Source organism: Pleomorphomonas carboxyditropha (assembly GCF_002770725.1).
Classification (GTDB): domain Bacteria; phylum Pseudomonadota; class Alphaproteobacteria; order Rhizobiales; family Pleomorphomonadaceae; genus Pleomorphomonas; species Pleomorphomonas carboxyditropha.
Window position 1 is genome coordinate 876,926 of the sequence record NZ_NQVN01000001.1, and the last position, 25,904, is coordinate 902,829.

A 25,904-nucleotide genomic window follows, 5' to 3' on the forward strand; every position below is an offset into this window, starting at 1 on the left:
GAGCCTGATCGGCCCCTTGCACAACCCTGTCCGTTGCCCGACGGTGGTGGCGATCCTTGCCGTTGGCTGATAGGCCATGAAGCATAGTCCCGTCCATCGATCCCGAAATGCCATCCATGAACATCCTGTCCATTCAGTCCCACGTCGCCTACGGCCATGTCGGCAACGCCTCGGCCGCTTTCGCCATGCAGCGCCTCGGGCATGAGGTCTGGCCCATCCATACCGTTCAGTTCTCCAACCACACCGGCTATGGATCCTGGAAGGGACAGGTGTTCGACAGCTCGCTGATCGACGATTGCGTCGAAGGCATCTCCGAGCGCGGCGTGCTGGGTAGCTGCGACGGCGTCCTGTCCGGCTATGTCGGCGCTCCGGCGATCGGGGACTCGATTCTGAGGGCCGTGAAGCGGGTGCGAGAGGCCAATCCGGCGGCCGCCTACGCCTGCGACCCGGTGATCGGCGACGTCGGCCGGGGAATTTTCGTGCGCCCCGGCGTGCCGGAGTTTTTCCGCGACCAGGCGGTGCCGGCGGCCGATCTCGTGACGCCCAACCATTTCGAGCTCGACTTTCTGGTGGGTCGCCCCTCGGCCTCCATGAGCGACGTGAAGGCGTCGGTGGCCGACCTGCACGCGCTTGGCCCCAAGGTCGTGCTCGTCACGTCGCTGATCGTCGACGGCACGCCGGATGACGCGCTCGACATCGTCGCCTCCGATGGCAGCCATCTGTGGCTTGCCCGCTCGCGGCGGCTGCCGCTGTCGGTCAACGGCGCCGGCGACGCCATCGCGGCGCTGTTCTACGTGCACTGGCTGACCACGCGCTCGGTGCCGGAGGCCCTGTCGCGTTCGGTCTCCTCGGTGTTCGGGCTGCTCAACCGAACGGTCGAGGCCGGCAGCCGGGAGATCGTGCTGATCGCCGCCCAGGACGAGATCGTCCGGCCGTCGACGGTCATACCGGCCGTTCCGGTCTGATCGGCGACGCAGTGCCGGCGCTCAGGCGGTCATCCTGAGGCTGATGCGGTCGGCGGAGAAGCGCGTCCGCGAACATTGCACAGGCCGGCCGTCGAGGTCGGTATCGATGGCGCGCGTTTCGAGCACGATGGCACCGGGCGACAGCTTCATCAGCTCGCGCTCGCGGGCGTCGGCGTGACGGGCCGATACTTCGGTGCTGTGCCGGAGATAGTCGGGCAGGCCACAGGCCGCGAAGGCGCGGGTGATCGAGCCGGTGGCGGCGATATGGCGGGCGATGTCGGGGAAGCGATCGGCCGGAAAGAAATGCTGCGAACAGGAGACGGGACGGCCGTCGACGTAGCCGGCTTCCTCCACTTCGATCACCGGCCGCTCGGGTGCGATCTGCAGCAAGCTTGCCACCTCGGCCGGAGCCGGCAGTTCGCTCGAATTCAGCAGGCGCGTTGCCACCGACGACGCCTGATCGCCGAGGCCGGCCGAGAAACGCGTGCGTTTCGAGATGGGTAGCGTCAGCTGGCGGCCGCCGACGATGACGGTGCCATGGCCCTGAATGCTCTCGACGAGCCCTTCCTCCGCCAGGAAGGCGAGGGCGGCCCGCACCGTGTGCCGGTTGACGCCGAAGCGGTCGGCGAGATCGAAGGCCGGCGGTAGCCGGCCGGTTTCCCGGAATTCGCCGTCGGCGATCGACACGCGAATGCGGTCGGCGATCTGCCGCCAGAGTGAGACGCCGGAATGTCGCTCGACCGGTTTCTGCTGGGCCATGTCACCTCGCTGTCACGGAGTTCGGTTAAGACTCTCGTTATTGTGTAGTTGTCTAGATTAATAGACAATTTGACGCGATGCAAGCCCGCCATGCAGCATAGCGTGCGGGCGGAACCGGAGCGAGCCAATGGACGCCGCCCTTGCCGATCCAGAGACCGGGCGCCGCCGCCAGCGCATGGGGCTTCTCGCCCGCGCCAGCGCCGCCGAGCTCGAAGCCGCCTGGGCGGCGCTCGACGTGCCCCCCGAAGTGACCGACCTGCGCGGTCCGGAGACCGGCCTCGTCATGCTGACCGGCCGTATCGGCGGCGACGGCGCCCGTTTCAACCTCGGCGAGGCAACGGTGAGCCGGTCGACGGTGCGGCTGGCATCCGGCCGCATCGGTTTCGGCCAACTGCTCGGCAGCGATCGCGATCGCGCCCGACGGGCCGCCGTCTTCGATGCGCTCGCGGGTACGGAGGAGGGCGGTTCGGTGGTCGAGCGGCTTTGTGCGGCCGTGGAGGCGCGCCTTATCGACGAACGCCGGCGGCAAGAATCCGAGACGGCGTCGACCCGCGTCGATTTCTTCACGCTGGTCCGGGGAGAGGATTGATGCCGCAAACCATGTCTCTCCTCGACGCTTCCCTCGATGGCGGCTTCGGTCAGCCGGTGTTCGAGGCGCAGGCGGCTTTCCGTTTGCTGATGGATGCCATGGCGCGGCCGGGCAGCCGTCATCGTGTCGACGCCGACGTGGCTGCTCCCGGCCTGTCCGGACCGGCGCAGGCGACCCTGGCGCTGACGCTTTGCGATGCCGACACGCCGGTCTGGTGCGACGATGCGCCGCCGGCGCTCGGAGCCTGGCTCGCCTTTCATACCGGCGCCTCCCTGACGGCTGCGCCGGGTGAAGCGGCCTTTGCCTTTGTCGGGCTGGGCGGCGCCGTGCCCGATGACTTACCGCTCGGCAGCCAGGATTACCCCGACCGCTCGGCGACGCTCGTCATCGAGGTGCGAGGCTTCGGCGAGGGCGAGCGTTTCCGGCTAGCCGGCCCCGGCATCGACGGTTCTTGCGATCTTGCCGTCGATGGTCTGCCCGAAGATTTCGCCGCCTTTCGCGCCGCCAACCGGGCGCTGTTCCCGCGCGGTCTCGACGTGGTGCTGACGGCGGGGCGCGAGATTGTCGCCTTGCCGCGCTCCACCCATTTCATCCCTTCGGAAGGCTGAGCCATGTATGTCGCCGTCAAGGGTGGCGAGGCCGCCATCGACAACGCCCATCGCCTGCTCGCCGATCGCCGCCGCGGCGACCGTAGCCTGCCGGCCATCAGCGAGGCGCAGATCGCCGAGCAACTGTCGCTCGCCGTCGACCGGGTGATGGCGGAAGCCTCGCTCTACGATCCGGGGCTCGCGGCGCTGGCCATCCGGCAGGCGCGCGGCGATATGATCGAGGCGATCTTCATCCTGCGCGCCTATCGCACCACGCTGCCGCGCTTCGGCATCAGCCGGCCGCTCGACAGCCGCGCCATGCGCATCGAACGGCGCGTTTCCGCCACCTACAAGGATCTGCCGGGCGGCCAGCTTCTCGGCCCCACTTTCGACTATACCCACCGCCTGCTCGACCCCACGCTTTCCGGCGATCCCGAAGTGCCGGAGCCAAGCCGTCGCGATGGCGGGGTCGGCGGCCTGGCGCGCGTATCCGACATCCTAGATGGCGAGAGCCTGATCGAAATGGAGGCCGACGAGGGCGCCGAACCGGGCGATATCACCCGCATGCCGCAGGAATTTCCGCTGTCGCGCGCCGAGCGGCTGCAGTCGCTTGCCCGCGGCGACGAAGGCTTTCTGCTGGCGCTCGCCTATTCCACCCAGCGCGGCTACGGCCGAACCCATCCCTTCGTCGGCGAGATCCGCATCGGCCTTGCGACGGTGGAGATCGATATTCCCGAATTGGGCTTCTCGGTGGCGATCGGCGAGGTGCGCGTCACCGAATGCCAGATGGTCAACCAGTTCAAGGGATCGGCCGAGCGGCCGCCGCAATTCACGCGCGGCTACGGCCTGGTGTTCGGCCAGAGCGAACGCAAGGCCATGGCCATGTCGCTATGCGACCGGGCGCTCCGGGCGGCCGAATATGGCGAGGAGATCACCGCTCCGGCCCAGGACGAGGAATTCGTCATCTCCCATTGCGACAACGTCGAGGCGACCGGCTTCGTCGAGCACCTGAAACTGCCGCACTACGTCGATTTCCAAGCCGAGCTCGGTCTCGTCCGCCGGCTGCGCGCCGCCTGGCAGGAGCGCGGCGTGGTGTCGGAGGCCGAAGAGGGCGACGCGCCGATCGGGGAGGCCGCCCAATGAGCAACCCCCCAAAGCAATCACTGACACCTGTTGTCGCTATCGCCCCTGTTGCAATCGTCGCCGCCAGACGGACCATTAGACCAGATCGAGGAGTCGTCGTTGGAAGCGCTGCGACGAATGGCAACAACGCCGACAACGATTACGACGATGGCAAGCAGGATGTCCTTAAGGAGTTGCATGTCCACCATCCTGTCATTGGAAGTGGCAAAAAATCATGAACGCCGCCACCTATAACTTCGCCTATCTCGACGAACAGACCAAGCGGATGATCCGCCGGGCCATTCTGAAGGCGCTCGCCATCCCCGGCTATCAGGTGCCGTTCGCCGCCCGCGAGATGCCGATGCCCTACGGCTGGGGCACCGGCGGCGTGCAGGTCACCGCCGCCGTCATCGGCCCCGGCGACGTGTTGAAGGTGATCGACCAAGGGGCCGACGACACCACCAATGCCGTGTCCATCCGCGCTTTCTTCCGCAAAGTGGCCGGCGTCGCCACCACCACGCACACCGCCGAGGCGACGGTCATCCAGACGCGCCACCGCATTCCCGAATATCCGCTCAAGGAAGGCCAGATCCTCGTCTATCAGGTGCCGATCCCCGAGCCCTTGCGCTTCCTCGAACCACGGGAAACCGAGACACGGGTGATGCACGGCCTCGAGGATTACGGCCTGATGCATGTTAAGCTCTACGAGGACATCGCCCATCACGGCCGGATCGCCACCGCCTACGCCTATCCGGTGAAGGTGGCCGGCCGCTACGTGATGGACCCATCGCCCATCCCGAAATTCGACAATCCGAAGATGACGATGAGCCCGGCCTTGCAGTTGTTCGGCGCCGGCCGCGAAAAGCGCATCTACGCCGTGCCGCCCTATACTGAGGTGAAGAGCCTCGACTTCGAGGATCATCCCTTCGAAGTGCAGACCTTCAACGAGCCGTGCGCTCTCTGCGGTGCCCGCAACGTCTACCTCGACGAGGTAGTGCTCGACGATCGCGGCGGCCGCATGTTCGTCTGCTCCGATACCGACAATTGCGAAAGCCGACGCACCGGGACGGGGGCGCAATCATGACGGACGCCCCCATCCTCGAAGTGCGCGATCTCGCCAAGACTTATGGCGCCCGTCTCGGCTGCGCCGACATCTCCTTCGACCTCTGGCCGGGGGAGGTGCTGGCGGTGGTTGGCGAGAGCGGCTCGGGCAAGACGACCCTGCTCAATTGCCTGTCGACGCGGCTTGCCGCCGACGGCGGCTCGATCGTCTACGCCATGCGCGACGGCAGCCGGCGCGATCTCGCGACCATGCCGGAAGCCGAACGCCGCTTCCTGATGCGCACCGACTGGGGCTTCGTCCACCAGAATCCGGCCGATGGCCTCAGGATGGGCGTCTCGGCCGGCGCCAACGTCGGCGAACGGCTGATGGCCATCGGCGACCGCCACTACGGCCGCATCCGCGGCACGGCGCTCGACTGGCTTTCCCGCGTCGAGATCGCCGCCGATCGCATCGACGACGGCCCGCGCGCCTTTTCCGGCGGTATGCGCCAGCGCTTGCAGATCGCCCGCAACCTGGTGACCGCGCCGCGTCTCGTCTTCATGGACGAGCCGACTGGCGGCCTCGACGTCTCGGTGCAGGCGCGCCTTCTCGACCTGATGCGCGGTCTCGTGCGCGATCTCGGCCTGTCGGTGATCATCGTGACGCATGATCTCGCCGTCGCGCGGCTGCTCAGCCATCGCATCATGGTGATGAAGGATGGCCGCGTCATCGAGGAAGGGTTGACCGACCGCGTGCTCGACGATCCGCGCCAGCCGTACACCCAGCTTCTCGTTTCCTCCATCCCGCAAGCCTGATCGGACCCCGCCATGCTGCCGCTCCGCGTGCGCGACATCGCCAAGACCTTCGTCATGCATCTGCGCGGCGGCCTCCGCCTGCCGGTGTTCTCCAACGTCTCCTTCGAGGTGGCGGCCGGCGAATGCCTGGTGCTCGGCGGCCCGTCCGGCGTCGGCAAGAGCTCGATCCTGAAGATGCTCTACGGCAACTACGGCGTCGACGCCGGCGAGATCCTGGTCGCCCATGCCTGCCGGCCGGTCGACCTGGCGAAAGCGCTGCCGCGCGAGGTTCTCGATGTCCGCCGCCTCACCCTCGGCTACGTCAGCCAGTTCCTGCGCGCCATTCCGCGCGTGCCGGCGCTCGAAGTGGTGGCCGATCCGCTTATCGCCCTCGGCAGCGACCGGGCCGAGGCGCTGGAGCGCGCCGAGGCGGCGCTCGCCCGCCTCAACCTGCCGCGCGAGCTCTGGAGCCTGCCGCCGGCCACCTTCTCGGGCGGCGAACAGCAGCGCGTCAACATCGCCCGTGGCTTCATCTCCGATCACCCCATCCTGCTGCTCGACGAGCCGACGGCGTCGCTGGACGCCGCCAACCGTGCCGTCGTCGTCGACATGATCGAGGAGAAGAAGGCGGCCGGCACGGCGCTGGTCGGCATCTTCCATGACGAGGACGTCCGCGATCGGGTGGCGAGCCGCGTCGTCGACGTATCCCGCTACTCGCAACGGAGGGCCGGCCAATGACCCGCCTGTCGGAAACGCCGCTGATCCATCCGGCCGCCAGCGTCGAGGCGAGCCAGCTTGGCCGCTACACCGAGATTGCCGAGGGCTGCCGCATCAGCGAGCTCGATCTCGGCGACTATTCCTATATCGAACGCGACGGCATGGTCTGGTGCGCCACGATCGGCAAGTTCGCCAACATCGCCGCCGCCGTCCGCATCAATGCAACGCGCCATCCGATGGATCGGGCGAGCCTCCACCACTTCACCTACCGGGCCGGCGACTACTGGGGCGATGCCGACCACGAGCAGGACTTCTTCGCCTGGCGGCGCGACAACCGCGTTCGCATCGGCCACGACGTCTGGATCGGTCACGGCGCCACGGTCCTGCCGGGGGTGTCCATCGGCAACGGCGCCGTCGTCGGCGCTGGCGCTGTGGTGAGCCGTGATGTGCCCGCCTATACCATCGTGGCGGGCGTGCCGGCGCGACCGCTCAAGCGACGCTTTCCCGAAGACATCGCCGATCGGCTGGAGGCGCTTGCCTGGTGGGATTGGGATCACGAACGACTTCGGCTGGCGCTCGAAGATTTTCGTGAACTCGATGTCGAGTCTTTCTTGAATAAGTATGAAAATTAGCTGGTTTACCTGTCGGTTGTACACGAAAGTGACATCCGGCCGGCGTAAACTCAAGTCCATCCAAAACATAAGCTTGCAGGACTGCTAGAAGAATGTTCGAAATCCGCAACCTGTCGCGTCACTTCGGGACCAAGGTCGCCGTCGATGACGTCAGCTTCTCGATCCCCGAGGGGCAGATGGTCGGTGTCATCGGTCGTTCCGGCGCCGGCAAGTCGACGCTGCTGCGGATGATCAACCGGCTGGCCGATCCGACCGCTGGTTCGATCCGCTATGGCGACGTCGAGATCGTTTCGCTGAAGGGCGAGGCGCTGCGCCGCTGGCGGCGCGACTGCGCCATGATCTTCCAGCAGTTCAATCTGGTGCCGCGCCTCGACGTGCTGACCAACGTGCTGCTCGGCCGCCTCAATCACCGTTCGACGGCGCTGTCGGTGATGAATCTCTTCAGCCGCGACGAGCGCATCATGGCCATCGCAGCGCTGGAACGGCTCGGCATCGAGCAGACGGTGCTGCAAGCGGCCGGCACGCTCAGCGGCGGCCAGCAGCAGCGCGTCGCCATCGCCCGCGCCCTGATGCAGGAGCCGCGCGTCATCCTCGCCGACGAGCCGATCGCCTCGCTCGACCCGCTCAACGCCAAGGTGGTGATGGACGCGCTCGCCGACATCAACCGCCGTGACGGCATCACGGTCATCACCAATCTTCACACCCTCGACACGGCGCGCGCCTACTGTCAGCGCATCCTCGGCATGGCCGAGGGGAGGGTGGTGTTCGACGGCCCACCGGCCGAGCTGACGGCCGAGGTGGTCCGCCGCATCTACGGCGCCGAGGACGATTTCGACGAGCGCATGACTTCGACCTCGATCACCCCTCAATGGGTGCCGGCGCCGGAGACCGTTCCGGGCCTCGCCATGCAGGCCGCCGCCGCCATGTAAGGCGGCCAGCATCACGAACCAAGTTTCGAGCACGCGAGGCCGGCTGCCGGTTTCGTGGGTAGCGATCCCGCGCGCTCGTCTATCCGCGCCTAGAGCCTTTTCCCGATCGGGCGGAATCGCCCGGCCGACAAGAAAAGTCCACAGATTCAAAAGCTTGGGAATATTCGGTCGGATCGTTTCGATCCGGGCCGGATATGCCCCGAGGCGCAACATGACCATCCGACCGGCGGGGCCGGCGGAACCAGGAGTGAGACGGATGTTGAAGAAGATTCTATTTGCCGCAACCGCCCTCGTCGCGCTCGCCGGCGCCGCCGCCGCCGAGGAGATCAAGGATTTCCGCATCGGCATTCTGGGCGGCGAGAACGAGGCCGACCGCCTGCGCAACTTCAAGTGCCTGCAGGACAAGCTGCCGGCCGTCCTCGGCGTCGAGAAGGTATCGCTGTTCCCGGCCGCCGACTATGACGGCGTCATTCAAGGCCTTTTGGGCGGCACGCTCGACGAGGCCGAGCTCGGTGCTTCCGGCTACGCCAAGATCGCCTTGGCCAATCCGGATGCCGTCTCTCCGGTGCTGACCACCGTCCAGACCGACGGCTCGACCGGTTACTATTCGATCATGGTCGCCGCCAAGGACAGCGGCATCAAGACGCTGGCCGATCTCAAGGGCAAGAAGCTCGGCTTTGCCGATCCGGACTCGACGTCCGGCTACCTCGTTCCGGTCGTCTCCCTGCCGGACGATATCGGCGCGCCGGTCAAGGACTATTTCGCCTCGACGGGTTTCGGCGGCGGCCACGAGAACCTGGTGCTCGAAGTGCTGAAGGGCACCTTCGACGCCGGCACCACCTTCGGTTCGGGCGTCGGCGAGTTCAAGGACGGCTACACCTCCGGCAATCTCAGGAAGATGGTCGAGAAGGGCATGCTCAACATGGACGACCTCGTCGAGGTCTGGAAGTCGCCGCTCATCCCCAACGGTCCGATCGTCGTCCGCAACGCCCTGCCGGATGACATCAAGACCAAGTTCGTCGCCTTCATGAAGGATCTGCCGAAGTCGGATGCCGCCTGCTTCTCGGCCATCGAGGGTGGCGATTTCAAGGACTTCACCGACGTGACGCCGGACTTCTACAAGACCATCGTCGCTGCCCGCAAGGCGCAGATCGGCGGCTGAGCGCGGTTCGTGTCTTTCGGACCGGCCGGAACTCTCCGGCCGGTCCCGCTCCAATTCGGGTCCGACATGCCGACGAGACTTTCCGACCGCGCAGCGCTTATCGAACGCCACTGGCAGGCCCAGGCGCGCGTGCGGCGCCTTTACACCGTTCTCGGCGTCGGCGGCCTGATCGTCGCGGTGGCGCTGTCGCTATGGTTCGCCAACGAGGCCAACGCCGGCAAGTTTTTCGACCGGCTGCCACATTTTCTCGATTTCACCGGCGATCTGGTGCCGCGCGACTGGCTCGAAGTGGGGCGCGCCATGTTCGACCTGCCCTCACCCTACGACGACGGCAGTCTCAGGTACAACTACCCGGAGGGTCGCGCCTACTTGATGGCCGGCCTCTATATTCCCGAATACATCGACCAGATGGCCATCACCCTCAACATAGCGCTGCTGTCGACGGTGCTCGGCACGCTCATCGGCGGCCTGCTGTCGTTTCTCGCCGCCCGCAACATGATGCCCAACCGGCTGGTGCGCTGGCCGGCCCGCCGGTTCATGGAAATCCTGCGCGCCTTTCCCGACGTGGTGGTGGCCGGCTTCTTCCTGTCTTTCCTCACGGTCGGACCGATACCGGCCATTGCGGCGGTGACGATCCATACCATCGGCGCGCTCGGCAAGCTGTTCTTCGAGGTGATCGAGAACGCCGACATGAAACCCGAGGAGGGGCTCAGGGCCGTCGGCGGCAACTGGATCGAGCGTGTCCGCTTCGCCATGCTGCCGCAGGTGCTGCCCAACTTCGCCAGCTATTTCCTCCTGCGCCTCGAGATCAACGTGCGCGCCTCTACCATCATCGGCGCCGTCGGCGGCGGCGGCATCGGTGAGCTTCTGCGCCTGTCGATCAGCCAGAACCACGGCGCCAAGACCATCGCCATCGTCATCCTGCTGTTTGGCACCATCGTCGCCGTCGACCAGTTTTCCGCCTGGCTGCGCCGGGGCCTGGTCGGCCGCGACGCCTTCCTGCCGGCCGCCTGAGGAGGCTCCGCGATGCTTGCCCTCACCGCCGACCAATATGCCGACATCGCCGCCCGCCACCCGGATGTGGTGCGGTCGCAATTCTGGACGGTGTGGCGCGTGCCGGCGCTGGCCGCCGCCACGGTTGTCTATCTGATGTTCTGCTGGTGGGTGTTCGGCATCGGCCAGGTGCTCGCCAACACCAACTGGCAGATCGCCGGCTCCTATCTCGTACAATGGGTGACCTACGAATACCGGCCGACCATCTCGATCGACCGCGATGGCGCCATGGCCGTGACCTTTCCGCGCTTCGATCCGATCGGCCCCAACCCGAAGCCCGACTGGATGACCGTCGAGCGGGCGCCCATGGAGCGGCGCATCGCGGCGCCGAAGCCCACTGGTGCGACCGCTGGCGGATTCATGGCCGGCGGCGGCTTCATGGCACCCGATGCGGCGCCCGCTGTTTCCGCCACCCCGCCGACCGTCCGCATCGAGGAGGTGGTGAAGCGCGCCGAGGTGCGTTTCTCCGCCGGTGCCCGCCTTGTCGCCACACCCGACCGCATCGTCGTCGAGAAGGGCGGCGAGACGCTGGTCGTGCCGCTCGGCACCGGTGCCGACGTGCAGGCGACCGGGCCGCTGCCGGCCTGGGCGGCGCAGAAGCGGGCCGGCGATCGCATCATCGTCACCTTCGGCCTTTCGGGCTGGGCCCAGATCGACGGCGGGTCGGTGGCGGTGCACCGGCGCTTCCCCGGCTGGGTCAACTTCGTCTTCGATACCAACTCGGCCTTCTTCGGCAAGTCGGCCGGCGAGATCCTGCACCTGATCGCCGCCGAGCCGCGCCTCGACCTGGCCCGCAGCAACCTTGCCGTCGCCGTCGACGATTTTCTTTACAACCCGTCCTGGCAGCACCTCGACGTCTGGACCAAGCTGCTCGAAACCGTGGTGATGGCCTTCATCGGCACGCTGTTCGCAGCGATCGTCGCCTTCCCGCTCAGCTTCATTGCCGCCCGCAACATCACGGTCAACTGGCTGGCCAACCAGACGGCCAAGCGCTTCTTCGACTTCCTGCGTTCGGTCGACATGCTGATCTGGGCGCTGTTCTTCACCCGCGCCTTCGGCCCGGGACCGATCTCCGGCATGGCGGCGATCTTCTTCACCGACACCGGTTCGCTCGGCAAGCTGTTCTCGGAGGCGCTGGAGAACATCGACGGCAAGCCGCGCGACGGGCTGACCTCGGTGGGCGCCGCGCCGATCGCCGTGCAACGCTTCGGCGTGCTGCCGCAGGTGTTGCCCGTCTTCGTCAGCCAGACGCTGTATTTCTGGGAATCCAATACCCGTTCGGCCACCATCATCGGCGCCATGGGCGCCGGCGGCATCGGCCTCAAGCTGTGGGAGGCGATGCGCACCCACACCAACTGGCCGAACATTTTCTACATGGTGATCCTGATCATCGGCACCGTGTTCATCTTCGACACCATTTCCAATGCCCTGCGCAGCCGGCTGACCGGCCGCGCGCAGTCTTGACGAAAAGAAGACCTGAGATGACCGATGCGCGCGATTTCGAGATTTGCAACGCCAACCTCGTGCTGGAGGACCGCGTCGTCGCCGGCGGCGTGGTCGTGCGCGACGGCCGCATCGCCGAGGTGACGGAAGGGTCGGCGCGGAGCGGCCTCGATCTCGAAGGAGATTATCTCATTCCCGGCCTCGTCGAGCTGCACACCGATCATCTCGAGGTGCATTATGCGCCGAGGCCCGGCGTGCGCTGGGACACTATCGCCGCCATCCAGGCGCACGACGGCCAGGTGGCGACGGCCGGCATTACCACGGTGTTCGACTGCCTGCGCATGGGGTCGGACGAGGATGGCGGCTTCGCACCGGGCGAGATGCGGGCGCTGGCCGATGCGCTGCACGAGGGGCGCGAGCAGGGCCGTTTCCGCGCCGACCATCTCATCCACTTGCGCTGCGAGGTATCGGCGCCCGACATGCTCGCCGACTACGAGGCCTTCCGCGACGATCCCTTGGTGCACCTCGCCTCGGTGATGGACCATGCGCCGGGCCAGCGGCAGTTCCAGACGATGGACCAGTACACGCTCTACTACAAGACCAAGCGCGGCCTTTCCGACGCAGCCTTCGCCGCCTTCATTGCCCGTCGGCAAGAGGCATCGGCCCGCCATTCCGGCCCCAATCGTCAGGCTGTGGCTGCCGATTGCCGGGCGCGCGGCATCGCGCTGGCCAGCCATGACGACGCCACCATCGACCATGTCGCCGAGTCGGCCGGCCATGGCGTCCGCATCGCCGAGTTCCCGACGACGCTCGACGCGGCGCGCGCCTCGCATGCCGCCGGCATCGCCGTGCTGATGGGCGCGCCCAACATCGTGCGCGGCCGGTCGCATTCCGGCAACATTGCGGCCGGCGACCTGGCGGCTGCCGGCGTGCTCGACGTGCTCTCCTCCGATTACGTGCCGATCAGCCTGATCCACGCCCCGTTCATCCTGGCCGACCGGGTGGCTGGCATCGATCTGCCGCAGGCGATCGCCATGGTCACCGCCACGCCGGCCCGGAGCGTCGGCCTTGCCGACCGCGGCCGCCTCGCCGAGGGGCTCCGCGCCGACCTGGTTCGCGTGCATCGCGACGCGGGCGTTCCGGTAGTGCGGGCCGTCTGGCGCGAAGGGCGGCGGGTGGCGTGATGAGCGGGCTTCGGGCAGCGCCGGCCGGCTGCATGATCGTCGTGGTCGGGCCATCCGGTGCCGGCAAGGACAGCCTGATGGCTCTGGCAGCCAACCGCCTCGCCGAACGGTCCGATATCGCCTTCGTGCGGCGGATGGTGACAAGGGCCGGCGACGCCGGTGGCGAGGCGCATTGGCCGGTGAGCCCCGACGAATTCGAGGCGGCGGCGGTGGCCGGCGGCTTTGCCGTTTTCTGGCGGGCACACGGCCATGGTTACGGCATCCCGGCCGCGACGCTCGAGGCAGTCCGGTCCGGCCGCTGCCTGGTCGCCAACGGCAGCCGCGCCGCCCTTGCCGATTTCGCCGCCGCTTATCCGTCGCTTGCGGTGATCCGCGTCACCGCCGACCGCGACTGCCTGATGGCCAGGCTCACGGCGCGTGGCCGCGAGACGGCGGCGGAAGTCAGCGCCCGCCTCGACCGGCCGGAACCGGCGTTGCCGGCCGGGCTGGCCGTTTACACCGTCGACAACAGCGGCGATCTTGCCGAGGCCGGACGGCGCTTTGCCGCGCTGGTCGAGGAAATTGCCGACCGTCAGGCCTGAAGGACGATCATGCCGCACCGTGCCCGCTACGCGCTCTACTACGCCCCATCGATCGACCATCCGCTCAGGCGCACCGCGGTGCGATGGCTTGGCCGCGATGCCTTCGGTGGCCGGGTGCCGGCGCGAACGCTGCCGCCGGCCTGGGAGCCGCTGGTGACCGATCCGCGCCGCTACGGCTTCCACGCCACGCTGAAGCCGCCGATGCGCCTCAAGCCGGAGTTTCATTCCTGGGACTTGCAGGCCGCCGCCGGCGATTTTGCCCGGAGGCAAGCGCCGCTGGATATCGGCTGCCTCAAGGTGGCGCGCATCGGCCATTTTTTCGCGCTGGTTCCAGAGGATGCCCCCGCCGCGCTGCGAACGCTCGCCGACGCGGTGGTAACCGAGTTCGACCGATTCCGGGCTCCCATGGGCGCCGAGGAGTTCGCCCGCCGCAACGGGTCCAACCTCGATGCGGTCGAGGTGGAGAACCTCAAGACCTGGGGCTATCCTTATGTCTTCGGACGGTTCCGTTTCCATATGTCGCTGACCGGCCCGGTGCCGGAAGAGCTGCGCGCGGCGGTGGGCGGCCATCTTGCCGAACTGTTCGCCGACAGCCTGCGACAGCCCGTCGTCCTCGACGCGCTGACCATATTCATGGAGGAGGTGCCAGAGGCCGACTTCGTCGCCCTGTCGCGCGCCGAGTTCGGCGGGCAGGCCTGACCGCCGAGCCTTCCGGCCCGTTATCCATCCGTCGCCGGCGCACAGCTGTCGCCGAGCACCAGGCTTGGCGTGAACACCACGTTGCCCGGCGGCCGGGAATTGCCGTGCTGGATGCGGTCGACCAGCAGGCGGAGCGCCTCGTAGGTCATTTCCTCCAGGGGGTGCTCGGTGCGGGTCAACTGCGGCCGCAGGCCGCCCGGCCCGGAGACGGTGTCGGTCGAGACGATCGAGATGTCCTCCGGGCACCGGAGGCCGAGATCGGACAGCGCCCGCATCACGCCGAGGGCCATCAGCCCGTTGGCGACATAGAGCGCCGAAGGTCTGTCCGGCTGCTTCAGCATCTCGCGGGCCACCGAATAGGCCATCTGCTCGCGGAAGTCGCCGCTGCGGATGTGTTCGGGGCGCGGCGTCACGCCCCGGGCGGCCATGGCGTCGATCATGCCGGCGAGGCGGTCGCGTCCGGTGTTGAGATGGGTGGGCGCGGCGATCGAGCCAATGCGGCGATGGCCGAGGTCGAGCAGATAGTTGGTGGCGAGCCGCGCCGCCTCGTGGTTGTCGAGCGTGACGGTGTCCATGTTGTCGCGGTTGAACGACCGGCCATAAAGAACGGTCGGCGGCCAGCGGCGGGTGTCGCGGACCGGATAGTGATCCTCGTCGCCGACCGGAACCAGCAGCACGCCGTCGCAGCCGAGCATGCGGACGCGGCTGAGGATTCGCTTTTCGTTGTCCGGCTTCTCGTCGCTGTTGAAGACGACCAGCGAATAGCCCCAGGCCGACACATCGGCTTCCGCCGCCCAGACGAGGCGGGAATAGAAGGGGTTGGCGAGGTCGGCCACCACCAGCGCGATGAGCTGACTTCGCCCGTGCTTGAAATTGCGCGCCACCTGCGACGGCGCATAGCCCAGGGCGTCGATCGCCGAGAGCACTCTCGCCCTGAGCGCCGGGCTCACATAGGCGCTGTCGTTGATCACCGCCGACACGGTCGCGGTGGATACTTCCGCCTCTCGGGCGACATCCTTGATCGTAGCCATCGTATACCAGCTAAACGTTTCGCTGAGTATGGCAAGCGGCGCATGGCGTTGTCTAGCAGTTTTTAGCGTAAATCCCCTTGACCTCTCCAAATGTTTGCGCGACGCTAGCGAAACGGTTAGCCAAGTTCGCCAGACACCATAACGAAGCGATCGGCACCGCCTAAGGGAGAGGAACCCCATGAAAGAACTCGCATGCGGCCTGATGGCCGCGCTGGCGCTGACGACCACTCTGGCCTTGGCCCAGGAAGACAAGCTCATCGGCGTCGTTTCGATCTCGGCCACCGAGGCGAACAACGCCCGCTACATCAAGGGGGCGGAAGACGCGGCCAAGGAGATCGGCTGGACGATCTCGGTCATCGACGCGGCCGGCAGCGCCGATCAGGCGAACGCGGCGATCCAGAACTTCGTCCAGCGCGGCGCCAAGGCCGTCGTCGACATGGTCTTTCCCTACAGCTCCATCGGAGCCGGCCTCGATTCGGCCAAGGCCGCCGGCGTGCCGGTGGTGACGTGGGGCGGCGGCATCGGCGGCACAGTGGCGGCGACCAACGGTTCGGGCGCGCCGATGGCCGAGCCGGTGATCAAGCTGATGCTCGATCAGATGGCCGGCAAGGGCGCCATCCTGGCGCTGACCTACCGCACCGGCGAGGTCTGCCGGAACCGCGAGGTGGTGTTCGACCAGATGATCGAGGCTTTCCCGGACATTACCGTCACCAAGAACCAGGTGCGCATCCCCGGCTACTTCGAGGACGGCGCCCAGTATGCCAACGCCTGGCTGGCCTCGCATCCGGCCGGCGAGGGCAACCTGGCCATCTGGGGCTGCTGGGACGATCCGGCCATCGGCGCCATCGGCGCCTTGCGCCAGCAGGCCCGCGACGACGTCAAGGTCTACGGCGTCAACGGCAACGCGCAGGCGCTGGAGAACATCCGCAACGGCCACATGCACGGCACCGCCTGGCAGGACAGCTACACCGAAGGCGCCAACATGGTGAAGCTGATCCCCAAGATCATCGAGGCCGGCGCCGACTGGCAGCCGCATGCGGAAGAAGTTCCGGCCGTGCTCGTCACGCCCGAGACGGTCAACGCCTTCATCGAGGCCCATCCCGAGGCGATCGGCAACTAAGGCCGCGTGACAACGATGCTGACGCACAGCGATACGCGCTCCGAAGCGGAGGCGGCGGCCCTGCCGCTCGTCTCCGTGAGGGGACTTAGCAAGAGCTTCGGTGGCGTTCAGGCGCTCAAGGGCGTCTCGATCGACATCGCCCCCGGCGAAGTCCACGGCCTGGTCGGCGCCAACGGCGCCGGCAAGTCCACCCTGATCCGCACCCTCGCCGGGCTTGTCCTGCCGGATGCCGGCGAGATCAGGGTCGACGGCCGGCCGGTGTCGCTTCCCGGCCCGTCGGCGGCGACCGACCTCGGGATGAACTTCATCCACCAGGAGCTCGCCTTCGTGCCGGGCATGACAGTGCTCGAAAACATCACGCTCGGCATTCCGAAGCCGACACGCTTCGGAATGGTCGACTGGAAGGCGACGGCGCGTGAAATCGCGCCGATCGCCGCCCGCGTCGGCATCACCGCGCCGCTGTCGGCCAACGTCAGCGGCCTGTCCACGGCCGAGAACTGGCTCGTCAACATCTGCCGCGCCCTGGTGCGCAAGGCCCGGCTGATCGTGATGGACGAGCCGACCGCCTCGCTGTCGGCCGGCGAGGTGGAAAAGCTGTTCACGATCGTCGAGGATCTCTCGGCCTCCGGCGTCGCGGTCCTCTACGTGTCGCATCGGCTCGACGAAATCCTCCGGCTGTGCGACCGGGTCACCGTGTTCCGCGACGGCCGGTCGGTCGCCGGTTTCGAGCGGGTCGATCTCGCCCATGGCCGCCTCGTCGAGGCGATCGTCGGCGGAAAGGTCGAGCGGCTCGAAAGCCGCCACGAACAGGCGAGTGCGACGGAGGTCGTGCTGTCCGTCCGCAACGTCGCTTCGCTGCCGATGGTCCGCGACGTCAGCCTCGACCTGCATCGCGGCGAGGTTCTGGGAATCGGCGGCCTGGTCGGCGCCGGACGCAGCGAACTCGCCCGGCTGATCTTCGGCGCCGACCGGCTCGATGCCGGCAGCATGACGCTCGACGGCCGGCCCTACGCTCCTCGGTCGCCGTCGGCGGCGGTCAAGGCGGGCGTCGGCCTCGTGCCGGAGGAACGGCGCACCGAAGCGCTGATCCTCAGCAAGAGCATCGCCTTCAACGCGCTGCTCGCCAATCTCGAGAAGGCCGTGAAAAGTCCGTTGCTGCCGCTGATCGACGGGCAGAAGCGCAAGACGCATGCCGAAGTGATCATTCGGGATCTGGCCATCAAGACGGATAGTGTCGACAAGGCGGTCGGCAAGCTCAGCGGCGGCAACCAGCAGAAGGTGGTGATCGGCCGCTGGCTTCTGAAGAAGCCCCGCGTCCTCATCCTCGACGAGCCGACGCGCGGCGTCGACATCGGCGCCCGCGCCGAGATCCACCGCCTGATCCGCAAGCTCGCCGACGACGGCATGGCGGTGATCGTCGTCTCCTCCGATCCCGAGGAACTGCCGGATCTCTCCGACCGCGTGTTGGTGATGGCGGAGGGACGCATCGTCCGGGAACTCAGTGGCGGTGCCATCTCGCGAACCGCCATCATCGAGGCCAGCTATCAGGCCAAGGAACAGTCAGGAAAACGCTGATGTCAGACGCCACCTTCGCATCCCGACGCCTGAGCCCGCGCACCCGGCTCGCCCTCGGCGTCTTCGCCCGCTATGCCACCATCATCGGCCTCATCGGCATGATCGCCGCCTTCTCGGCGCTGTCGCCGCGCGCCTTCCCGACGCTGATCAACTTCACCAACGTTCTCAACCAGGCCTCGCTCGCCGTCATCATCTCCGGCGGACTGACGCTGGCGGTGATCGTCGGCGAGCTCGACCTGTCGGTCGGATTTGCCGCCAGCCTGCACGGCGTGCTGGTGATGGGCCTCATCGTCTCGAATCAGTTGCCGGTGCCGGTCGCCATCCTCATCGTGCTGCTGCTCGGCGCGCTGATCGGCTATGTCAACGGCCTGATCGTGACGCGCCTCAAGGTCAACTCGGTGATCGCCACGCTGGGCGTCGGCACCATCCTGACCGGTCTCGCCTTCGCCTATGCCTCTGGCGTGCCGATCGTCGCCGGCGTGCCGGAGGCCTTCCTGCAGATCTCGCTCGGCCGCTGGTTCTTCGGCATCCCGAACAACATCCTGATCATGGCGGTGGTGCTCGGCGCCCTCTGGGTACTGGTCGAGCGGACGTCGATCGGCCAGGAGATCCAGGCCGTCGGCGGCAACCCGGCCGCCGCCCGCCTCGCCGGCATCGACGTCGCCCGCATCAAGACGCTCGGCTTCGTCATCTCCGGCGTCTGCGCGGCGCTGACCGGCGTGCTCCTGTCGTCCCGCCTCGGCAGCGGCACCACCAACGCCGCCGACAGCTATCTGATGACCGCTTTCGCAGCGGTGTTCCTGGGATCGGCGACGCTGCGCGACGGCGAGTTCCACATCGTCGGCACGCTGATCGGGGCGCTGATCATCGCCTTCGGCTTCAACGGCCTCAACATCTTCGGGGCGCCAACCTTCTCCCAATACATCTTCCAGGGCGCGATCCTGATCGTCGCCGTCGGGCTTTCGAGCCTTGGCCGCATCATCGCCGAAAGCTGATGCCAGTCTTGAAGGGAAACGACATGTCGCAGCAATCCGCATCCCATTGGGACGTGTTCGTGCTGGAATATGCGCGGGCCAAGGACCAGCCGATCGCCTCGCTGATCAACGGAACCCACGATCAGGGCGTGATGGACACGCCTTTCTCCTTCGTCTTCGCGCGCAGCGGCGACCGCAACGTGCTGGTCGACACCGGCTTCATGCGCGAAGGCCTCGGCGAGGAGATGAGCGTCCGCTTCGGCGTGCCGGACTGGATCTCGCCGCTACGCTTGCTTGAAGAACTCGGCGTAAAGCCCGAGGACATCACCGACATCTTCCTCAGTCACGCCCATTTCGACCACATGGGCTCGGTGCACAAGTTCCCCAGCGCCCGCCTCTACATCCAGAAGAGAGAGCTCCTGTCCTGGCACGAGATGCTGACGCTTCCCAAGCAGTTCGACTACCTGACGGCGATCATCAACCCCGACGACATGCGGGCGATGTTCACCGCCTCGATCGACCATCGGGTGACGCTTCTCGACGGCGACCGGGAGAACGCCCTGCCGGGCCTGCATGCCCGGCTCGGACCCGGCCACACCATGGGCCAGCAGTTCATCGTGCTCGAGACGGCTCGCGGCCCGATGGTGGTGGCCGGCGACTGCATCTATTCGCGCGTCAATCTCACCGGGCACAATCACGATGGTTGCTATGTGCCCCTCAACAACACGGTGGGCAGCGTCTACGATCAGTTGATGACCATGGACCGCATCAAGACGGCCGTCGACGGCGACCTCGACCGGGTGATCATCCTGCACGATATCGACCGCTGGAAGAATTTCGAGCTCGTGAAGGAGATCGACGGCTTCAGGATCGTCCGCGCAGCCTGACAGCCAGTGGCGCCGGCTTCCCGCCCGCTGACTTGAAGCCACCGGCATAGGTCGGCGGCAAGGCTATGAAAACGTCGACTGGCGTTTTGGGCCGCGGGCGAGCACAGTTGCTGACCGACGTCGGGATGGCACGGAGGCACCAGAAGCATCATGGCCCGCTTTCCTCTCATCGTGGCAAGGGTCTACGACCCTCCGGAATCGATGGCCGGGGCGCATCTGCTGGTGGATAGGCTTTGGCCCAGGGGGATATCGAAGGCGCGCCTTCGCCCCGACGACTGGCCCAAGGAGGTGACGCCCAGCACCGCCTTGCGCCAATGGTTCCACGCCGATGCCGGGAGCTGGCCGGAATTCCGCGAACGGTACGAGGCCGAGCTTGCCGCCAATCCCGCCGCGGTCGAGCGCTGTCTCGACTGGTGTCGCAAGGGGCCGGTCACCCTGCTGACGTCAGCCCATGACCGCGAACACAATCACGCGGTTATTCTGCGCGACTGGCTGGAGGCACGGCTCTAATAAGTGGTCGTTCCGAGAACTGACTTGTCTGGCCAAAATGGCGGGCCATGCGAGCCTGCTAAGCCGTAGCATCCCGTCGGGATTTGACGCAGCGTTCCAGCTTGGCCAGCGTTTGCAAGCCCAGCTCGACCGCGCCGAAACCTTTCGCCTCCTGAAACTCGGCCTCTGTGCTGAACACCATGCCCAGCGTCACTTTGGTTGCCCCGTCCTGCTCCTCGAACGAGGCCCAGGCGTCGGCATGTTTCGGCCCGTTCTCGCCCCATAGCAGCGTATAACCGATCCTCTCCTCGGGTCGGACCTTGGTATAGAGGTGATGGTTCGGAAAGACCGTGCCATCCGGGGCGATCATGTCGAACACCCATTCGCCGCCCGTTCGCAGATCGATCCTCTTCGTCCGGCAGGAAAACCCTTCCGGCCCCCACCATTGCGGCAGCGTCTCCGGGTTCATCCAGGTATTCCAGACGACGGTTCGTGGTGCTTGTATCATTCGTTGCAGCACCATGGTTCGCTCGGCCGCCCCGGCGAGATTGCGCAGTCCCGCGTCGAAGCCCTGTCGGTAGCCGGCCTCCATATCCCCGGCCAGCGAGGAAAGCTGCACCGTCACGACCAGCCGGCTGCTTTCGCCCGTGCCCGAGAAATCAGCCGTCACCAGCGCCGCCGATTGCCTCACGCCACCGGAGGAGACCACTTCGTAGTTCACGCTGCGCTCTGCCGGCTGCAACTCAAGCCAGCCGCATTCGCAGCGAATGTCCGGCTGGCCCTCAACCTTGCAGAGCGAGACTTCACGCCCACCCACGCTGGTGTCAGCCTCCAAAAACTCCACGGCGACCGAGGGAGTGGGGGCTGCCCAGACCGCTCGCGCGGCAGGGGCCGTCCAGGCCTGCCACAGCACCGGCAATGGCGCGGCTACATCCCGCTCGAAGGTCAGCGTCGCAAAGCGGCCTGCCGCAGGATCGGGCGCGGCAGGCATACGCTCGGGGTTGCGTTTCGATGTCATTCCGTGCGCTCCTTCATTGCCCTCATCGCGAATGCATCCAACCGGCCGAGCCGGCTTTCCCAGATGGCCCGCTGTTCGTCGAGCCACGTCCGGACCGGCTCCAAGGCCTCCGGCACGATGGCGCAGGTGCGCACCCGCCCATCCTTGGACGTGGCGATCAGCCCTGCTTCCTCCAGCACCGAAAGGTGCCGCATCACCGTGGGCAGGCGCAGACCTGTGGGTTCGGACAAATCGGTGACTCGCGCGGGCCTTTCAGCGAGCCGGGTCAGGATCGATCGACGGGTCGGATCGGCCAGAGCATGGAAGATCAGCGAAAGTTCCGGATGATGCTTAGTCATGCTGCTAACTATCATCCGCGCACCTATCGCGCAAGGGAAACTTCGCCAATTTGCTAAGTGTTCCTGCATTGGCGGGCGGTTGGGACAGGCGAGAGAGGGTGCTTTTTTGCGAGGGGAGTGGCGAAAATAGTTCTTAAGTACCAACTAAGATGATTGCATATCAGAATAGCAACTATAACGTGTAAAAACGCCCAACATCGAAATGGCTCTTGGCCTAACCATTGAGATTATTAGGTTCATTAGCAATCACTTGAAAGTGGCGGAGCCGGAGGGATTCGAACCCTCGGTACGGGTTTACGCCCGTACGCCGGTTTAGCAAACCAGTGCCTTCAGCCTCTCGGCCACAGCTCCGTTGCGAAGTTGTCTAGAGATTCTGGGGCACTGGGTCAAGCCCCGGCGCCACGGAACCCGCATATGGCGCGGCCAGGCCGATCTTGCGGCGGCACGAAACCCGGCGTAGCGGGCAAGCGGCGGAAATCGTGAGGATTTCCGCCGCGAGGAACAGGGATGCCGCTTGGCTTACCAGCGCTGGTGGACGTGCGGCGCGACCAGCCGGGCGTAGATCTCGCGCGTCGCGGCCATCACGTCGGCCGGAATGGCCGGAAGGTCGGAGGCGGCGGCGTTGCCGCGGGCCTGTTCGGCGTTGCGGGCGCCCGGGATGACGACGCTGACGGCGTCGGCCATCAGGATCCAGCGCAGCGCAAAGGCGGCCATGCTCTGGCCGACCGGCACCAGCCGGCGGATCTCCTCGACCGCTTGCAGGCCGACCTCGAAGGGCACGCCGCCGAAGGTCTCGCCGACGTCGAAGGCCTCGCCGTGGCGATTGAACAGGCGGTGATCGTCGTCGGCGAACTTGGTCTGCGCCGTGATCTTGCCGGAGAGCAGGCCCGAGGCGAGCGGCACGCGCACGATGACGGCGACGCCGCGCTTCTTCGCCTCCTCGAAGAACAGCCGGTCCGGCCGCTGGCGGAAGATGTTGTAGATGATCTGGATGGAGACGACGCCGGGATATTCGATCGCCTTCAGCGCTTCCTCGACCTTTTCGACCGAGACGCCGTAGTTGCGGATCTTGCCCTTGGCCTTGATCGCCTCGAGCCCCTGGAACAGGGCAGGGGTGTACAGCACCTCGGTCGGCGGGCAGTGGAGCTGCACGAGGTCGAGCGTGTCGACGTCGAGGTTCTTCAGGCTGCGGTCGATGAAGGCCTCGATGTTGTCCGGCGTGTAGCCGGCGGCGACATGCGGATCGAGGCGGCGGCCGGCCTTGGTGGCGACGAAGGGCCGCTTGCCTTTCCATTCCTTCAGCACCGAGGCGATGATCCGCTCGGAACGGCCGTCGCCGTAGACGTCGGCGGTGTCGATGAAGGTGACGCCCGCCTCCAGCGCCGCCTCGAGGGCGGCCCTGCCGTCGGCCTCGGTCACCTCGCCCCAGGCGCCGCCGATCTGCCAGGCGCCGAAGCCGATATCGGACACCTCGACCGGCAGGCGGCCGAATTTGCGATACTGCATGACTTTTCTCCCCGAATAATTGGCTCTTGGACTTTGATTTCGAGGGGAGATTAATGCCGTTCGGGCGGGCCGGCGCAAATGGTTTCTGGCGATGGCCGGCATCGCCAATGGAGATCACCGGCCGGCCTCTCCGGCCAAACAAAAGGGCCGGCTTTCGCCGGCCCAGTTCCGCTTGCTTGGGAGGAGCGGGTATCAGACCTCGACGTACTCTATGCCGACGAGATCGCAATAGGCCTTCCACTTGGCGCGGGTGTCGCCGAGGTGCAGGACCTGATGGTGCGTGCCGCCGTTCTTCAGCCAGCCGTTGAGGCATTCCCTGACGCCGGTGGCCGGCTTGAAGAAGAAATAGGGCATCTCGACGGTGGGCAGCTCCTCGGTGTCGAGGATCTCGCCCTGCGACACGACGAGGCGGTACTTGTCGGCGCCGAGCGACACCAGGCTGACCAGCGTCGCCGGGCCGGGCTCGCCCTGGAACAGCACGGTCGGCGGGTTGTCGAGGCCGCCGATGCCGAGCGGACGGTCGATGAGGCGCGGCTTCTTGTCCTTGCGGGCGACCTTCCAGTTGCCTTCGCCCATGTGGCTCTGCAGAGCCGCATCGAGCTCGAAGTCCATGGCGTACATTTCGGTGAACTGCGGATCGGCCTGCAGCGCGCGGGCGGCGACCATCAGCGAGGCGCAGTTGGTGTCGCCCTCGGCGGCGTAGCCGTAGCCGTCGGCCATCAGGTTGGAGGCGGCCATCATGTGGGTCTGCTTGAAGCGACCGTCGAGGCCGATCTCGTTGAAGTAGAGCGAGAAGGCGTCGTAGCCGCCGGCCTCCAGCACCTTGGTGATGGCCACCTGGATCTTGGCGGCCTCATCGAGCTGCGGCTCGGTCAGCTTCGGGTCGAGGTCGAAGTTGGCCTTGCAATAGGCGATGACGGCCTGGATCTCCTGGGTGTTGACCTTGTCCATCTCGGCGGCCACCGAGCCCATGCCGATATGGTCGACCTGCGGGCCAAGGACGCGCATGAAGGTGTGCGGGTCGGTCAGGATGTCGCCCATGCCGGGCATGCGGCCGAACACGGCCACCTTGGTCTTCTTCATGACGGCGACGGCGTGGGCGGCCGAGGCGAACACGTCGAAGGCCTTGACGAACTCTTCGTCCTTCCAGTCGCCCGACCAGACCGAGAACTGCTTGCCGAGGTGGATCAGCGAGTTGGCCGTGTCCTGAACGCCGTGGACGCCCTGGTTGTAGGTGAGGTCGTCCATGTTCCACGCCTTGGTGACGCGCGGCTCCGGCTGGATGTTGGCCAGGAACAGCGGCGCCGACACGTCGCGGAAGGCGTTGACGAGGCGCAGGCCCGGACCGTAGGTCAGGTTGACGATCATGATGCCGTCGACGTTTTCGGCGGCGAAGATCCTCAGCACGTCCTCGATGTCTTCACGGCAGCGGGCGGCCTTGGGGAAAAGCACGTCGGCGACGCTGGTCAGGCGGGCCGAAACCTCGCGGGCATAGCCTTCCTGCCGCTTGGTGATGTTCGGCAGCGTGTTGTCGTAGAGTTCCTGCATGATGCCGAGGAAACCGATCTTCGGCTTCCTCGTGATGTCCTTGAGCGACATTGCCTTGCCTCCTGGAAAATTGTTGTCCTTGACTTGTCTTCGATGCCCGAGATCCGGAAGGGACGATCAGGCCTTCTTCTGGCCGTACCACGCACCGGGGCCGTGCTTGCGCTGGTAGTGGTATTCGGAGACGTATTCCTCGACCGGCGCCGCATTGGGGGCCAGCGTCACGGTGGTGGTGGCGATGCGGGCGATTTCTTCGAGGAACACGGCGTTGAGCACCGAGTCCGGGGCGTTCTTGCCCCAGGTGAACGGGCCGTGACCGGCCACCAGCACCATCGGCTTGGCGAGCGGATTCTCGTTGCCGAGGCGGCGGACGATGGCCTCGCCGGTGTTGGCCTCGTAGTCGGCTGCCACTTCCTCGGCGGTCAGCGGCGCCGTCAGCGGCACGGCGCCATGGCAGTAGTCGGCGTGCGTGGTGCCGAAGCAGGGAATTTCCTTGCGCGCCTGCGCCCATGCGACGGCATAGGGCGAATGCGTGTGGGTGACGCCGCCGATGGTCGGGAAGGCGCGGTAGAGCACCAGATGCGTCTTGGTGTCGGTGGAGGGGTTGAGATCACCCTCGATCACCTTGCCGTCGGCGAGGCCCACCACCACCAGCTTGTCGGGGGTCAGCTTGTCGTAGGAGACGCCCGACGGCTTGATGACGATATAGCCCTTCTCGCGGTCGACGCCCGAGACGTTGCCCCAGGTGTGAACGACGATCTTGCGGCGGTCGAGTTCGAGATTGGCCTCGCAGACCTGTTCGCGGAGTTCCTTGAGTTTCATTGTCGGCTGCCTTCAGCATGAATCGGAACGCTGGCCGCGAGTCGAGCCGCGGCCAACAGCGCTAGATAACGCAACGACGGGCGCCGGTCTCGCATAAGCGGCGAGTCGCAGGCGACTTCGTAGGTTTCCAGATGAATGCGGCTGTCTCGGGATCGAGACCGATCGCATGCGTGTCGCCTTGGCCATCCGCCCCCTCCCAGGGACCACCGTCTCATTGGACGTATCCGTCAAGGCGCGCCGCCGTCCGGATCGTTGTTTTGTTTGCGTTCGGTCTCGTCGCATCGCCCGAAATTCGGGAAACACGCCCCTCGGCGCGTCACGAAGAAGTCACGTGGTTTCGC

General features: G+C 66.4%; 28 protein-coding genes and 1 tRNA gene. 21 read left to right on the forward strand and 8 right to left on the reverse strand.

Translation table 11 applies throughout. The annotated features are described in order from the left end of the window. Positions 1–116: 116 nt before the first annotated feature. The gene (gene pdxY, locus CJ014_RS04195; protein WP_100079221.1) at positions 117–965 is read left to right on the forward strand and encodes a pyridoxal kinase PdxY; all 849 of its coding nucleotides are present in this window, start codon (positions 117–119) and stop codon (positions 963–965) included. 21 nt (positions 966–986) lie between these two features. On the opposite strand, the gene phnF is transcribed toward pdxY, so the two are convergent. Then, positions 987–1,724, reverse strand: a complete 738-nt coding sequence (phnF, locus tag CJ014_RS04200) for a phosphonate metabolism transcriptional regulator PhnF (protein WP_100079222.1) — start codon at positions 1,722–1,724, stop codon at positions 987–989. Between the two features lie 127 nt (positions 1,725–1,851). On the opposite strand from phnF, the gene phnG reads away from it, so the two are divergent. The 15 genes from phnG (at position 1,852) to CJ014_RS04270 (ending at position 14,258) form a co-directional block, all read left to right on the forward strand. Then, positions 1,852–2,313 (forward strand): phosphonate C-P lyase system protein PhnG, encoded by a 462-nt coding sequence (gene phnG, locus CJ014_RS04205; protein ID WP_100079223.1) that lies wholly within the window; start codon positions 1,852–1,854, stop codon positions 2,311–2,313. Continuing rightward, positions 2,313–2,921, forward strand: a complete 609-nt coding sequence (phnH, locus tag CJ014_RS04210; RefSeq protein WP_425351888.1) for a phosphonate C-P lyase system protein PhnH — start codon at positions 2,313–2,315, stop codon at positions 2,919–2,921. The genes phnG and phnH overlap by 1 nt, the downstream gene beginning before the upstream one ends. 3 nt (positions 2,922–2,924) lie before the next feature. Further along, positions 2,925–4,043: a carbon-phosphorus lyase complex subunit gene (locus tag CJ014_RS04215; RefSeq protein ID WP_100079224.1), complete on the forward strand. Its 1,119-nt coding sequence runs from the start codon at positions 2,925–2,927 to the stop codon at positions 4,041–4,043. Beyond that, complete coding sequence (locus CJ014_RS27475) at positions 4,040–4,261, forward strand: hypothetical protein (RefSeq protein WP_133121800.1); 222 nt, start codon at positions 4,040–4,042, stop codon at positions 4,259–4,261. Before CJ014_RS04215 ends, CJ014_RS27475 begins: the two co-directional genes overlap by 4 nt. Next, complete coding sequence (locus CJ014_RS04220) at positions 4,258–5,106, forward strand: alpha-D-ribose 1-methylphosphonate 5-phosphate C-P-lyase PhnJ (protein WP_280952315.1); 849 nt, start codon at positions 4,258–4,260, stop codon at positions 5,104–5,106. The genes CJ014_RS27475 and CJ014_RS04220 overlap by 4 nt, the downstream gene beginning before the upstream one ends. Beyond that, on the forward strand, positions 5,103–5,879 hold the full coding sequence (gene phnK, locus CJ014_RS04225; RefSeq protein ID WP_100079226.1) for a phosphonate C-P lyase system protein PhnK: 777 nt from the start codon (positions 5,103–5,105) through the stop codon (positions 5,877–5,879). The genes CJ014_RS04220 and phnK overlap by 4 nt, the downstream gene beginning before the upstream one ends. 12 nt (positions 5,880–5,891) lie before the next feature. Further along, a complete protein-coding gene (phnL, locus tag CJ014_RS04230) occupies positions 5,892–6,596 on the forward strand; it encodes a phosphonate C-P lyase system protein PhnL (RefSeq protein ID WP_100079227.1) in 705 nt (234 codons plus the stop codon). Then, positions 6,593–7,207, forward strand: a complete 615-nt coding sequence (locus tag CJ014_RS04235; protein WP_100079228.1) for a DapH/DapD/GlmU-related protein — start codon at positions 6,593–6,595, stop codon at positions 7,205–7,207. Before phnL ends, CJ014_RS04235 begins: the two co-directional genes overlap by 4 nt. Before the next feature lie 92 nt (positions 7,208–7,299). Then, entirely contained in the window at positions 7,300–8,136 is an 837-nt protein-coding gene (phnC, locus tag CJ014_RS04240) for a phosphonate ABC transporter ATP-binding protein (protein WP_100079229.1), read from the forward strand. A gap of 256 nt (positions 8,137–8,392) precedes the next feature. After that, positions 8,393–9,298 carry a phosphonate ABC transporter substrate-binding protein gene (gene phnD / locus CJ014_RS04245; protein WP_100079230.1) on the forward strand — a complete coding sequence of 302 codons (906 nt, stop codon included), beginning with the start codon at positions 8,393–8,395 and terminating at the stop codon, positions 9,296–9,298. Positions 9,299–9,364: 66 nt separating this feature from the next. Continuing rightward, complete coding sequence (gene phnE, locus CJ014_RS04250) at positions 9,365–10,312, forward strand: phosphonate ABC transporter, permease protein PhnE (RefSeq protein ID WP_100079231.1); 948 nt, start codon at positions 9,365–9,367, stop codon at positions 10,310–10,312. 12 nt (positions 10,313–10,324) lie between these two features. Beyond that, positions 10,325–11,815, forward strand: a complete 1,491-nt coding sequence (phnE, locus tag CJ014_RS04255; protein ID WP_100079232.1) for a phosphonate ABC transporter, permease protein PhnE — start codon at positions 10,325–10,327, stop codon at positions 11,813–11,815. Positions 11,816–11,832: 17 nt separating this feature from the next. After that, the gene (locus CJ014_RS04260) at positions 11,833–12,978 is read left to right on the forward strand and encodes an alpha-D-ribose 1-methylphosphonate 5-triphosphate diphosphatase (RefSeq protein WP_100079233.1); all 1,146 of its coding nucleotides are present in this window, start codon (positions 11,833–11,835) and stop codon (positions 12,976–12,978) included. Next, positions 12,978–13,559: a phosphonate metabolism protein/1,5-bisphosphokinase (PRPP-forming) PhnN gene (phnN, locus tag CJ014_RS04265; protein WP_100079234.1), complete on the forward strand. Its 582-nt coding sequence runs from the start codon at positions 12,978–12,980 to the stop codon at positions 13,557–13,559. The genes CJ014_RS04260 and phnN overlap by 1 nt, the downstream gene beginning before the upstream one ends. 9 nt (positions 13,560–13,568) lie before the next feature. Further along, complete coding sequence (locus CJ014_RS04270) at positions 13,569–14,258, forward strand: DUF1045 domain-containing protein (protein ID WP_100079235.1); 690 nt, start codon at positions 13,569–13,571, stop codon at positions 14,256–14,258. Between the two features lie 20 nt (positions 14,259–14,278). Here the strand turns inward: CJ014_RS04270 and CJ014_RS04275 are convergent, their stop codons facing one another. After that, positions 14,279–15,289 carry a LacI family DNA-binding transcriptional regulator gene (locus CJ014_RS04275; RefSeq protein ID WP_100079236.1) on the reverse strand — a complete coding sequence of 337 codons (1,011 nt, stop codon included), beginning with the start codon at positions 15,287–15,289 and terminating at the stop codon, positions 14,279–14,281. Positions 15,290–15,467: 178 nt separating this feature from the next. Here CJ014_RS04275 and CJ014_RS04280 point away from each other — a divergent pair, with 178 nt between their 5' ends. The 5 genes from CJ014_RS04280 to CJ014_RS04300 all read left to right on the forward strand — a co-directional run bounded on the left by CJ014_RS04280 (position 15,468) and on the right by CJ014_RS04300 (position 20,355). Next, on the forward strand, positions 15,468–16,409 hold the full coding sequence (locus tag CJ014_RS04280) for a sugar ABC transporter substrate-binding protein (RefSeq protein ID WP_100079237.1): 942 nt from the start codon (positions 15,468–15,470) through the stop codon (positions 16,407–16,409). Positions 16,410–16,424: 15 nt separating this feature from the next. Next, positions 16,425–17,984, forward strand: a complete 1,560-nt coding sequence (locus CJ014_RS04285) for a sugar ABC transporter ATP-binding protein (protein ID WP_100079238.1) — start codon at positions 16,425–16,427, stop codon at positions 17,982–17,984. Beyond that, entirely contained in the window at positions 17,984–18,979 is a 996-nt protein-coding gene (locus CJ014_RS04290) for an ABC transporter permease (protein ID WP_100079239.1), read from the forward strand. Before CJ014_RS04285 ends, CJ014_RS04290 begins: the two co-directional genes overlap by 1 nt. Before the next feature lie 23 nt (positions 18,980–19,002). Continuing rightward, positions 19,003–19,845, forward strand: coding sequence for an N-acyl homoserine lactonase family protein (locus tag CJ014_RS04295; protein WP_100079240.1), 843 nt, complete (start codon positions 19,003–19,005; stop codon positions 19,843–19,845). 150 nt (positions 19,846–19,995) lie between these two features. Then, on the forward strand, positions 19,996–20,355 hold the full coding sequence (locus CJ014_RS04300) for a DUF488 domain-containing protein (RefSeq protein WP_100079241.1): 360 nt from the start codon (positions 19,996–19,998) through the stop codon (positions 20,353–20,355). A 58-nt stretch (positions 20,356–20,413) separates the two neighbouring features. Here CJ014_RS04300 and CJ014_RS04305 read toward each other — a convergent pair whose 3' ends face one another. The 6 genes from CJ014_RS04305 to araD all read right to left on the reverse strand — a co-directional run bounded on the left by CJ014_RS04305 (position 20,414) and on the right by araD (position 25,563). Next, positions 20,414–21,352, reverse strand: a complete 939-nt coding sequence (locus CJ014_RS04305; RefSeq protein ID WP_100079242.1) for an SRPBCC family protein — start codon at positions 21,350–21,352, stop codon at positions 20,414–20,416. After that, entirely contained in the window at positions 21,349–21,690 is a 342-nt protein-coding gene (locus tag CJ014_RS04310; protein WP_207765658.1) for an ArsR/SmtB family transcription factor, read from the reverse strand. The genes CJ014_RS04305 and CJ014_RS04310 overlap by 4 nt, the downstream gene beginning before the upstream one ends. A 257-nt stretch (positions 21,691–21,947) precedes the next feature. Further along, a tRNA-Ser gene (locus CJ014_RS04315) sits at positions 21,948–22,041 on the reverse strand. Between the two features lie 168 nt (positions 22,042–22,209). After that, positions 22,210–23,196 (reverse strand): aldo/keto reductase, encoded by a 987-nt coding sequence (locus CJ014_RS04320; RefSeq protein WP_100079244.1) that lies wholly within the window; start codon positions 23,194–23,196, stop codon positions 22,210–22,212. 192 nt (positions 23,197–23,388) lie between these two features. Next, on the reverse strand, positions 23,389–24,795 hold the full coding sequence (locus tag CJ014_RS04325; RefSeq protein ID WP_100079245.1) for an L-fucose/L-arabinose isomerase family protein: 1,407 nt from the start codon (positions 24,793–24,795) through the stop codon (positions 23,389–23,391). A gap of 66 nt (positions 24,796–24,861) precedes the next feature. Then, complete coding sequence (gene araD / locus CJ014_RS04330; RefSeq protein ID WP_100079246.1) at positions 24,862–25,563, reverse strand: L-ribulose-5-phosphate 4-epimerase AraD; 702 nt, start codon at positions 25,561–25,563, stop codon at positions 24,862–24,864. Between the last annotated feature and the right edge of the window lie 341 nt (positions 25,564–25,904).

Coding starts and splice junctions, on each gene's coding strand:
- pdxY (WP_100079221.1), top strand. CDS start 117: ATGAACATCCTGTCCATTCAGTCCCACGTCGCCTACGGCCATGTCGGC.
- phnF (WP_100079222.1), bottom strand. CDS start 1,724: ATGGCCCAGCAGAAACCGGTCGAGCGACATTCCGGCGTCTCACTCTGG.
- phnG (WP_100079223.1), top strand. CDS start 1,852: ATGGACGCCGCCCTTGCCGATCCAGAGACCGGGCGCCGCCGCCAGCGC.
- phnH (WP_425351888.1), top strand. CDS start 2,313: ATGCCGCAAACCATGTCTCTCCTCGACGCTTCCCTCGATGGCGGCTTC.
- CJ014_RS04215 (WP_100079224.1), top strand. CDS start 2,925: ATGTATGTCGCCGTCAAGGGTGGCGAGGCCGCCATCGACAACGCCCAT.
- CJ014_RS27475 (WP_133121800.1), top strand. CDS start 4,040: ATGAGCAACCCCCCAAAGCAATCACTGACACCTGTTGTCGCTATCGCC.
- CJ014_RS04220 (WP_280952315.1), top strand. CDS start 4,258: ATGAACGCCGCCACCTATAACTTCGCCTATCTCGACGAACAGACCAAG.
- phnK (WP_100079226.1), top strand. CDS start 5,103: ATGACGGACGCCCCCATCCTCGAAGTGCGCGATCTCGCCAAGACTTAT.
- phnL (WP_100079227.1), top strand. CDS start 5,892: ATGCTGCCGCTCCGCGTGCGCGACATCGCCAAGACCTTCGTCATGCAT.
- CJ014_RS04235 (WP_100079228.1), top strand. CDS start 6,593: ATGACCCGCCTGTCGGAAACGCCGCTGATCCATCCGGCCGCCAGCGTC.
- phnC (WP_100079229.1), top strand. CDS start 7,300: ATGTTCGAAATCCGCAACCTGTCGCGTCACTTCGGGACCAAGGTCGCC.
- phnD (WP_100079230.1), top strand. CDS start 8,393: ATGTTGAAGAAGATTCTATTTGCCGCAACCGCCCTCGTCGCGCTCGCC.
- phnE (WP_100079231.1), top strand. CDS start 9,365: ATGCCGACGAGACTTTCCGACCGCGCAGCGCTTATCGAACGCCACTGG.
- phnE (WP_100079232.1), top strand. CDS start 10,325: ATGCTTGCCCTCACCGCCGACCAATATGCCGACATCGCCGCCCGCCAC.
- CJ014_RS04260 (WP_100079233.1), top strand. CDS start 11,833: ATGACCGATGCGCGCGATTTCGAGATTTGCAACGCCAACCTCGTGCTG.
- phnN (WP_100079234.1), top strand. CDS start 12,978: ATGAGCGGGCTTCGGGCAGCGCCGGCCGGCTGCATGATCGTCGTGGTC.
- CJ014_RS04270 (WP_100079235.1), top strand. CDS start 13,569: ATGCCGCACCGTGCCCGCTACGCGCTCTACTACGCCCCATCGATCGAC.
- CJ014_RS04275 (WP_100079236.1), bottom strand. CDS start 15,289: ATGGCTACGATCAAGGATGTCGCCCGAGAGGCGGAAGTATCCACCGCG.
- CJ014_RS04280 (WP_100079237.1), top strand. CDS start 15,468: ATGAAAGAACTCGCATGCGGCCTGATGGCCGCGCTGGCGCTGACGACC.
- CJ014_RS04285 (WP_100079238.1), top strand. CDS start 16,425: ATGCTGACGCACAGCGATACGCGCTCCGAAGCGGAGGCGGCGGCCCTG.
- CJ014_RS04290 (WP_100079239.1), top strand. CDS start 17,984: ATGTCAGACGCCACCTTCGCATCCCGACGCCTGAGCCCGCGCACCCGG.
- CJ014_RS04295 (WP_100079240.1), top strand. CDS start 19,003: ATGTCGCAGCAATCCGCATCCCATTGGGACGTGTTCGTGCTGGAATAT.
- CJ014_RS04300 (WP_100079241.1), top strand. CDS start 19,996: ATGGCCCGCTTTCCTCTCATCGTGGCAAGGGTCTACGACCCTCCGGAA.
- CJ014_RS04305 (WP_100079242.1), bottom strand. CDS start 21,352: ATGACATCGAAACGCAACCCCGAGCGTATGCCTGCCGCGCCCGATCCT.
- CJ014_RS04310 (WP_207765658.1), bottom strand. CDS start 21,690: ATGACTAAGCATCATCCGGAACTTTCGCTGATCTTCCATGCTCTGGCC.
- CJ014_RS04320 (WP_100079244.1), bottom strand. CDS start 23,196: ATGCAGTATCGCAAATTCGGCCGCCTGCCGGTCGAGGTGTCCGATATC.
- CJ014_RS04325 (WP_100079245.1), bottom strand. CDS start 24,795: ATGTCGCTCAAGGACATCACGAGGAAGCCGAAGATCGGTTTCCTCGGC.
- araD (WP_100079246.1), bottom strand. CDS start 25,563: ATGAAACTCAAGGAACTCCGCGAACAGGTCTGCGAGGCCAATCTCGAA.